At 64.1% G+C, this 8,319-nt stretch carries 8 protein-coding genes and 1 pseudogene; 7 read left to right on the top strand and 2 right to left on the bottom strand.

From position 1 onward, the window contains the following. Positions 1 to 813, bottom strand: a pseudogene (locus B3E94_RS23945) (glutamine synthetase); the annotation flags it as partial. Positions 814 to 1,057: 244 nt separating this feature from the next. On the opposite strand from B3E94_RS23945, the gene B3E94_RS23940 reads away from it, so the two are divergent. The 5 genes from B3E94_RS23940 to B3E94_RS23920 all read left to right on the top strand — a co-directional run bounded on the left by B3E94_RS23940 (position 1,058) and on the right by B3E94_RS23920 (position 5,810). Next, positions 1,058 to 1,930 (top strand): LysR family transcriptional regulator, encoded by an 873-nt coding sequence (locus B3E94_RS23940; protein WP_286915488.1) that lies wholly within the window; start codon positions 1,058 to 1,060, stop codon positions 1,928 to 1,930. 264 nt (positions 1,931 to 2,194) lie between these two features. Continuing rightward, a complete protein-coding gene (rpoZ, locus tag B3E94_RS23935) occupies positions 2,195 to 2,458 on the top strand; it encodes a DNA-directed RNA polymerase subunit omega (protein ID WP_016394025.1) in 264 nt (87 codons plus the stop codon). 59 nt (positions 2,459 to 2,517) lie between these two features. Beyond that, positions 2,518 to 4,626, top strand: a complete 2,109-nt coding sequence (gene spoT, locus B3E94_RS23930; RefSeq protein ID WP_176511835.1) for a bifunctional GTP diphosphokinase/guanosine-3',5'-bis pyrophosphate 3'-pyrophosphohydrolase — start codon at positions 2,518 to 2,520, stop codon at positions 4,624 to 4,626. A gap of 23 nt (positions 4,627 to 4,649) precedes the next feature. Then, positions 4,650 to 5,030, top strand: a complete 381-nt coding sequence (locus B3E94_RS23925) for a RidA family protein (protein WP_043199829.1) — start codon at positions 4,650 to 4,652, stop codon at positions 5,028 to 5,030. Positions 5,031 to 5,084: 54 nt separating this feature from the next. Next, entirely contained in the window at positions 5,085 to 5,810 is a 726-nt protein-coding gene (locus B3E94_RS23920; RefSeq protein WP_236237584.1) for a hypothetical protein, read from the top strand. Positions 5,811 to 5,919: 109 nt separating this feature from the next. On the opposite strand, the gene B3E94_RS23915 is transcribed toward B3E94_RS23920, so the two are convergent. Continuing rightward, on the bottom strand, positions 5,920 to 6,777 hold the full coding sequence (locus tag B3E94_RS23915; protein WP_286915486.1) for an NAD-dependent epimerase/dehydratase family protein: 858 nt from the start codon (positions 6,775 to 6,777) through the stop codon (positions 5,920 to 5,922). Positions 6,778 to 6,969: 192 nt separating this feature from the next. Between B3E94_RS23915 and exbB the strand changes: the two genes are divergently transcribed. Further along, entirely contained in the window at positions 6,970 to 7,929 is a 960-nt protein-coding gene (gene exbB / locus B3E94_RS23910) for a tonB-system energizer ExbB (RefSeq protein WP_286915485.1), read from the top strand. A gap of 3 nt (positions 7,930 to 7,932) precedes the next feature. Continuing rightward, the coding region (gene exbD, locus B3E94_RS23905) for a TonB system transport protein ExbD (protein ID WP_286915484.1) at positions 7,933 to 8,319 on the top strand (387 nt) is incomplete at its 3' end.

Below are 8,319 nucleotides of genomic sequence, written 5' to 3'. Positions count from 1 at the left end.
GAAGATGTTCTTGCCGGTTTTCTTGTCCAGCAGCGAGATGTGCACGTGCAGGCCGTTGCCCGCCTGGCCCGGGTAGGGCTTGGCCATGAAGGTGGTGTCCATTTCATGGTCGTAGGCGACGTTCTTGATCAGGCGCTTGAGCAGGATCGCGTAGTCGCAGGCCTTGAGCGGGTCGGCCACGTGGTGCAGGTTGACTTCGAACTGCGCCGGGGCGCTTTCCTTGACGATGGCATCGGCCGGCAGGCCTTGCTCCTTGGCCGCTTCCAGCATGTCCTGCAGGCAGTCGGCGTATTCGTCGAGGTCGTCGATCAGGTACACCTGGGTCGACTGCGGGCGCTTGCCGGAGATTGGCGAACGCGGCGGCTGCGGGCGACCGTTGAGATTGTCCTGGTCGATCAGGTAGAACTCCAGCTCGAACGCGGCGCAGATGTCCAGGCCCAGGTCGTCGAACTTGCTCACCACCTGGCGCAGCACTTCTCGCGGGTCGGCGAAGAACGGCGCGCCGTCCAGTTCGTGCATGGTCATCAACAGCTGCGCGGTCGGGCGCTTCTGCCACGGCTCGTCGGACAGCGAGCCAGGGATCGGGAAGCAGATGCGGTCGGCATCGCCAATGTCCAGGCCCAGCCCGGTGCTCTCAACGGTCGAGCCGTTGATGTCCAGGGCGAACAGCGACGCCGGCAGGTTGATACCCTTCTCGTACACCTTGTGCAGGCTGGCCCGCTCGATGCGCTTGCCACGTACCACGCCATTCATGTCGGAGATCAGCAGATCGACGTACTGAGTGTCCGGATGGGCCTGGAGGAAGTCTTTCATCTCGCTGGAAGAACTGGCGCACGGGGTGACCGACGTCATGGTGTACATCCTTTGATGTGCTGCGGCGATGTGGGGATACGGCTGGCGCCACACGGGCGACGATGGTTGCAGCTGTTGTTCTTTTCACTTTCCCATCGTGGGGATTGGTTACCCGACCGGGCGCATTGATTCCCAGGGGCGGTTCCACTATAAAATGGCCTCAACGCAACAGACATTGGCAATTCAGCAAGCAGAGCGTGCATCAATGCAATATCAGATCACCCACGCCGACCTCTCCCTGGTCCTGGCCCTGGAGCGCGGTCGCTCGCTGGCCAAGGCCGCCGAGCTGCTGAAAGTCGACGTTTCCACGGTATTTCGTTCGATCCGTCGCCTCGAGTCGGCGCTGGGCACGGCGCTTTTCGTCAAGAGCCGCAAAGGCTACCTGCCGACCGATACCGCCCAGGCCCTGGCCGAGCAGGCCGAACGCGCCGAACAGGCGCTGGATGCCGCGCGCATCGCCATGAGCAGCGGCGAGCAGGTGGTCAGCGGCACCGTGCGCCTGACCTGCACCGAAGCGGTGATGCACAGCCTGCTGCTGCCGGCGCTGGCGGCCTTCATGCCGAGTTATCCGGCCTTGTCGCTGGAGATGGGCACCTCCAACACCTTCGCCAACCTCAGCCGGCGCGATGCCGACATCGCCTTGCGCCTGACCAACACACCGCCAGAGCACCTGGTCGGGCGTTGCCTGGGCTCCACATCCTATGTGATCTGTGGCCAGCCGCAATGGCGCGAGCGCCTGGCCGAAAGCGCCAGCAGCGTGCCCTGGATCGCCCCGGACGATTCGATGCAGGACCACCCCACGGTGGTCTGGCGCAACCAGCAGTACCCGGGGCTGAGCCCGCGCTATCAATGCAGCAGCATGTCGACCATTGCCCAGCTGGTGAGCACCGGCCTGGGGGTGGCGGCGTTGCCTGACTATATGGTCGACCCCTTGCCCGGGGTGGAAGCGCTGAGCGGGCCGCTGCCCGGCTGCGACACCCAGCTGTGGCTGCTGACACGGCCCGATTGCCGGGCGTTGCGTTCGGTGCAGACGCTGTTCGAGGAGCTGACGCCGCGCTTGCGCGACGCCATGCTCTGAGGGTGTTGTGTTCCCGAGGTGGGAAGCGTTATCGTCGGATTCAATGGCTCGAGGCGTCTGTTGCGGCCCTTTCGCCGGCAAGCCGGCTCCCACAGCGGCGGCGGCGCCCCAGGTATCGGTGGTAATTGGCTTGCCAGCGATGCAGCCACCACAGGTCTGCCGGGTAAAACAGCGCTTCCCTATTGGCTGGTGATTTTTTAAACTATCGAGTCCGCCTGCCCATCTTGGGCTGCACGCCCATCGCATTTGCTACTGAGGAAGACCATGGCCCGCGTAACTGTTGAAGACTGCCTGGAACACGTGGATAACCGTTTTGAGCTGGTCATGCTCTCGACCAAGCGCGCCCGTCAGCTGGCTACCGGCGGCAAAGAGCCGCGCGTAGCGTGGGAAAACGACAAACCGACCGTGGTCGCCCTGCGCGAGATCGCCGAAGGTATCGTCACCCCTGAGTTCATCGCCGCCGAAGAGATCGTCACCGAGGATCCGGTCTTCGCCGCGTTCGAGGACGAGTCCAACGAGGCTGTCTGATCCATGCCTGGTCGACGTTGCGCGGCACAAGGCCCTCTTCCTCGGCAAGAGGTGAAATCATGCCGGGCATAGAAGCCTTAGCCGAACGGCTGTCGACCTACCTGGGCCCCGAACAGGTCAACCTGGTTCGCCGGGCCTACTTCTACGCCGAACAGGCACACGATGGGCAACGCCGCCGCAGCGGCGAGCCCTACGTGACCCATCCGCTGGCCGTGGCCAGCATCCTCGCCGACATGCACATGGACCATCAGAGCCTGATGGCGGCCATGCTGCACGACGTGATCGAAGACACCGGCATCGCCAAGGAAGCCCTCAGCCAGCAATTTGGCGAGACGGTGGCCGAACTGGTCGATGGGGTCAGCAAGCTGACCCAGATGAACTTCGAAACCAAGGCCGAGGCGCAAGCCGAGAACTTCCAGAAGATGGCCATGGCCATGGCCCGCGATATCCGCGTGATCCTGGTCAAGCTGGCCGACCGCCTGCACAACATGCGCACCCTGGAAGTGCTGTCGGGCGAGAAACGCCGGCGCATCGCCAAGGAAACCCTCGAGATCTACGCCCCCATCGCCAACCGCCTGGGCATGCACACCGTGCGCGTGGAATTCGAAGACCTCGGTTTCAAGGCCATGCACCCGATGCGCTCGTCGCTGATTCATCGGGCGGTCAAGAGCGCACGCGGCAACCGCAAGGAAATCGTCGCCAAGATCGAGCACTCGCTGGCCAACTGCCTAGCGGCCGACGGTATCCAGGGCGAGGTCAGCGGCCGGCAGAAACACCTCTATGGCATCTACAAGAAGATGCGTGGCAAGCGCCGCGCCTTCAACGAGATCATGGACGTGTACGCCTTCCGCATCATCGTCGACAAGGTCGACACCTGCTACCGCGTGCTCGGCGCCGTGCACAACCTGTACAAGCCGCTGCCCGGGCGCTTCAAGGATTACATCGCGATCCCCAAGGCCAACGGCTACCAGTCGCTGCATACCACCTTGTTCGGCATGCACGGGGTACCCATCGAGATCCAGATTCGCACCCGCGAAATGGAAGAGATGGCCAACAACGGCATCGCCGCGCACTGGCTGTACAAGTCCAATGACGACGAACAGCCCAAGGGCAGCCATGCCCGCGCCCGCCAGTGGGTCAAGGGCATCCTCGAGCTGCAGCAGCGTGCTGGCAACTCGCTGGAATTCATCGAGAGCGTGAAGATCGACCTGTTCCCGGACGAGGTCTACGTGTTCACCCCGAAAGGGCGGATCATGGAGCTGCCCAAAGGCTCCACCGCCGTCGACTTTGCCTACGCGGTGCACACCGACGTCGGCAACAGCTGCATCGCCTGCCGCATCAACCGGCGCCTGGCGCCCCTGTCCGAGCCGCTGCAGAGCGGTTCCACGGTGGAAATCGTCAGCGCCCCCGGCGCGCGGCCCAACCCGGCCTGGCTCAACTTCGTGGTCACCGGCAAGGCGCGCACGCACATTCGCCACGCGCTCAAGCAACAGCGCCGCTCCGAGTCGATCAGCCTGGGCGAACGCCTGCTGAACAAGGTGCTGACCGGCTTCGACAGCAGCCTGGAGCAGATCCCCCAGGAGCGCGTGCAGTCGATCCTTGCCGAGTACCGCCTGGAGCTGATCGAAGACCTGCTCGAAGACATCGGCCTGGGCAACCGCATGGCCTACGTGGTGGCCCGCCGCCTGCTGTCGGCCGAAGGCGAACCGCTGCCGGCACCGGAAGGCCCACTGGCGATCCGCGGCACCGAAGGCCTGGTGCTGAGCTACGCCAAGTGCTGTACGCCGATCCCGGGCGACCCGATCGTCGGCCACCTGTCGGCCGGCAAAGGCATGGTCGTGCACCTGGAAAACTGCCGCAACATCAGTGAAATCCGCCATAACCCGGAGAAGTGCGTGCAACTCTCCTGGGCCAAGGACATCACCGGCGAATTCAACGTCGAGCTGCGCGTGGAGCTTGAACACCAGCGTGGCCTGATCGCCCTGCTGGCCAGCAGCGTCAATGCCGCCGACGGCAATATCGAGAAGATCAGCATGGACGAACGCGACGGCCGTATCAGCGTTGTCCAACTGGTGGTCAGCGTGCACGACCGCGTGCACCTGGCTCGTGTGATCAAGAAGCTGCGTACGCTGACCGGCGTGGTTCGCATCACCCGCATGCGTACGTAGTCCGCCAACCGCAAGGAGTCATCATGAGCAAGACCGTCATCAACAGCGACAAGGCCCCTGCCGCCATCGGTACCTACTCGCAAGCGATCAAGGCCGGCAATACCGTGTACATGTCGGGCCAGATCCCGCTGGACCCCAAGACCATGGAGCTGGTCGAAGGCTTCGAAGCCCAGACCGTGCAAGTGTTCGAGAACCTCAAGTCGGTGGCCGAAGCCGCTGGCGGTTCGTTCAAGGACATCGTCAAGCTGAACATCTTCCTCACCGACCTGAGCCACTTCGCCAAGGTCAACGAAGTCATGGGCCGCTACTTCGAGCAGCCTTACCCAGCCCGCGCCGCCATTGGCGTTGCTGCGCTGCCTAAGGGCGCCCAGGTCGAAATGGACGCCATCCTGGTCATCGAATGATGCCACTGGTGACGGGCGCCCTGCCCGTCACCTTCCTGCTCAAGGTTACCCATCATGCGTCAAGCACTGCCCCTCGCGCTGGCAGCCCTGCTTCTGAGCGGCTGCGCCAGCCACAAACCTGAAGATTTCAACGGCACCTGGATCAACCAGGCCGCCATCAAGGCCGCCGTCAAGGATGGCAGCCTGCGCCAGGCCCTGAACGAGCACGGCCCGGTATTCGAGTGGAAGCTCGACGTGGCCAACCAGCAGGCCAGCTACAGCAACGGTTTCGAGGCCGCCGACGGCCAGCTGAGCGCCAATGACAAGCAATGGCAGGCCAGCTTCCAGGGCGGCCAGACCGAACAACTGGCGCTGGACGGCGACGAGCTGAAAACCACCGATGCCAGCGGCGCCGAGCAAGCCTTCGTGCGCGTCAAGCAACCCGGCAATACGCCACTGGGCGGCAGCTTCGAGAAAGCGCTGTACCAGGCGTACCTGGGCGGTGAGTGGAAGATCATCGAAGGCCAGGGCACCGGCAGCGTGGTGCGCTTCGCCGACAACGGCAGCGTGACCGGCCTGCCCGGCCCCGACCGCTATGCCCTGTGCCTGGCCGGCGACTGCGCCAGCATGGGTGGCAGCAACGACAGCCTGTGGCTGGAGCGCAACCAGCGCGGCGCGCCGTTCATCTTCAAGCGAGATGGCGACAAGCTGGAGATTTTCCAGGCGGTGAACCGTGCACAGCCGGATGAGATGCCGCAATTGGCGGCGGGTAACCGGCAGTGGGTGCTGGAGCGCGACTGACTTCAAGGGCCCTGATCGCCGGCAAGCCGGCTCCCACAGGACCTGCGCAGCCCTTGAGGGCGGTGGTGTACCTGTGGGAGCCGGCTTGCCGGCGATAGGGCCATCAGCCTCAGCCCCTGTTCTGCAGAATCTCCGCGTACCCTTCCTTGTAGCTCGGATACGCCGGCACCCAGCCCAACGCCCGCACCCGGGCATTGCTGCAGCGCTTGCTGCCGGTGCGCCGCACCCGCTGCTCCTGCGACCACTCGGTAACCCCCATGTACGCCCGCAGCCAGGCCACCACGTCGGCCAGCGGCGCCGGGTCGTCATCCACACCGATATAGCAGTCATCCAGCGCGACGCCATCGGCATCCTTGTGCAGCAAGAACGCCAGCAGGCTCGCTGCATCCTCGGCATGAATGCGGTTGCCATAGAGCGGCGGCTCTTCAGCCACCCGATACCCTTGGCGCACCTGGCTCAACAACCATTCGCGACCGGGGCCGTAGATCCCGGTCAAGCGCACGATGCTGGCCGGGATGCCGCTTTCCAGCGCCAGCCGCTCGGCCTCCAGCATCACCCGCCCGGAATAGCCCTCAGGCTCGGTGGCGGCCGTCTCGTCGATCCACTCCCCGTCCTTTTGCGCGAACACGCTGCTGCTGGAGACGAACAGCAAGCGCCGAGGGCGCTGCCCACGCGCGGCCAGCCACGCCAATACATTGCGCAACCCCTCGACATAAGCCGCCTGATAACCCGCCTCATCGTGCTGGCTGGCCGCCACGCAGTACACCAGGTAATCCGGTGAACGCTGTGGCCAGGCCTGGGGCATGCGTGCATCGCCGAGGTCGGCGGCGATCGGGTCGACGCCTGGTGGAAGCTGCTCGACCGAGCGCCGCAGCCCGCCAACCTGCCAGCCTCGGGCCAGCAGTTGTTGGGCCAAACGCCCCCCTACATCACCACAACCTACGATCAAAGCAGAAAGGTCTGACATCACAAAACTCCCTAGACCAAAGAATCAGGCTAGCCGGATTACACGATAAGCGGCTAGACCATAGGCGAAAAAAGCAACAAGATTACTTTTGTTAACAAGAATTACTTGCAATAATGGCACCCCTATCTGTTCTCGGCCTATCTCGAGGCCTTGGAGAACGCTCACATTTTTTCTTCATCAGGTCCGGCCAGCATGACACGTACTCAACCTTCCGCTTCGCCAACCCCGTCGCGCGCCTGGCGCGCCATCGCCGCGCTGATGTTCAGCCTGGTGCTGGCCCCAGTGGCCATGGCCGATGAGCCAACCACCGCCGCCAGCGCTCCAGCCGCCGCCACCGCACCGGCTGCCCCGGCCGCCGAAGGCCAGGCACCTGCTGCCGACGCCCAGGCCGTTGTACCGGTAGCGGTCGACCCGGCCACCGAAGCGCTGGTTGAGGACACCTCCCTGGGCATGGCCCACGACCTGTCGCCTTGGGGCATGTACAAGAACGCCGACGTGGTGGTGAAAGCCGTGATGATCGGCCTGGCCATCGCCTCGATCATCACCTGGACCATCTGGATCGCCAAAGGCTTCGAGCTGATGGGCGCCAAGCGTCGCCTGCGCGGCGAGATCGCCCAGCTGAAGAAGTCCGCCACCCTCAAGGAAGCCAGCGACGTCTCCAACAAGGAAGGCACCCTGGCCCACACCCTGGTCCACGACGCCCTCCAAGAAATGCGCCTGTCGGCCAACGCCCGCGAGAAAGAAGGCATCAAGGAGCGCGTCAGCTTCCGCCTGGAGCGCCTGGTGCACGCCAGTGGTCGCAACATGAGCAGCGGCACCGGCGTACTGGCCACCATCGGCTCCACCGCACCGTTCGTCGGCCTGTTCGGCACCGTGTGGGGCATCATGAACAGCTTCATCGGCATCGCCAAGACCCAGACCACCAACCTGGCCGTGGTTGCCCCAGGCATCGCCGAAGCCCTGCTGGCCACCGCACTGGGCCTGGTCGCGGCGATCCCGGCCGTGGTCATCTACAACGTCTTCGCCCGCTCCATCGCCGGCTACAAGGCGCAGGTGTCCGACGCTTCGGCGCAGGTACTGCTGCTGGTCAGCCGTGACCTGGACCACCAGGGCAGCGAGCGCGCTGCCCCGCACATGGTGAAAGTGGGGTAAGCCATGGGCCTGCATCTCAACGAAGGTGGCGACGACCTCGCCGAAAACCACGAAATCAACGTCACGCCGTTCATCGACGTGATGCTGGTGCTGCTGATCATCTTCATGGTCGCCGCCCCCCTGGCCACGGTCGACATCAAGGTCGACCTGCCGGCCTCGACCGCCAAGCCGGCGCCGAGGCCCGAGAAACCGGTGTTCGTCAGCGTCAAGGCCGACCAGAAGCTGTACGTCGGCGACGATCAGGTACCTGCCCCCGAACAGCTTGGCCCGATGCTCGACGCCAAGACCAAGGGTGACAAGGAAACCACCATCTTCTTCCAGGCCGACAAGGGCGTGGATTACGGTGACCTGATGGAAGTGATGAACAACATGCGCGCGGCCGGCTACCTC

The organism is Pseudomonas sp. UBA6315 (genome assembly GCF_002438125.1).
GTDB lineage: Bacteria > Pseudomonadota > Gammaproteobacteria > Pseudomonadales > Pseudomonadaceae > Aquipseudomonas > Aquipseudomonas faucium.
Note: the sequence above shows the minus strand (reverse complement) of the source record. Positions and strands in the feature narration are given on the sequence as shown.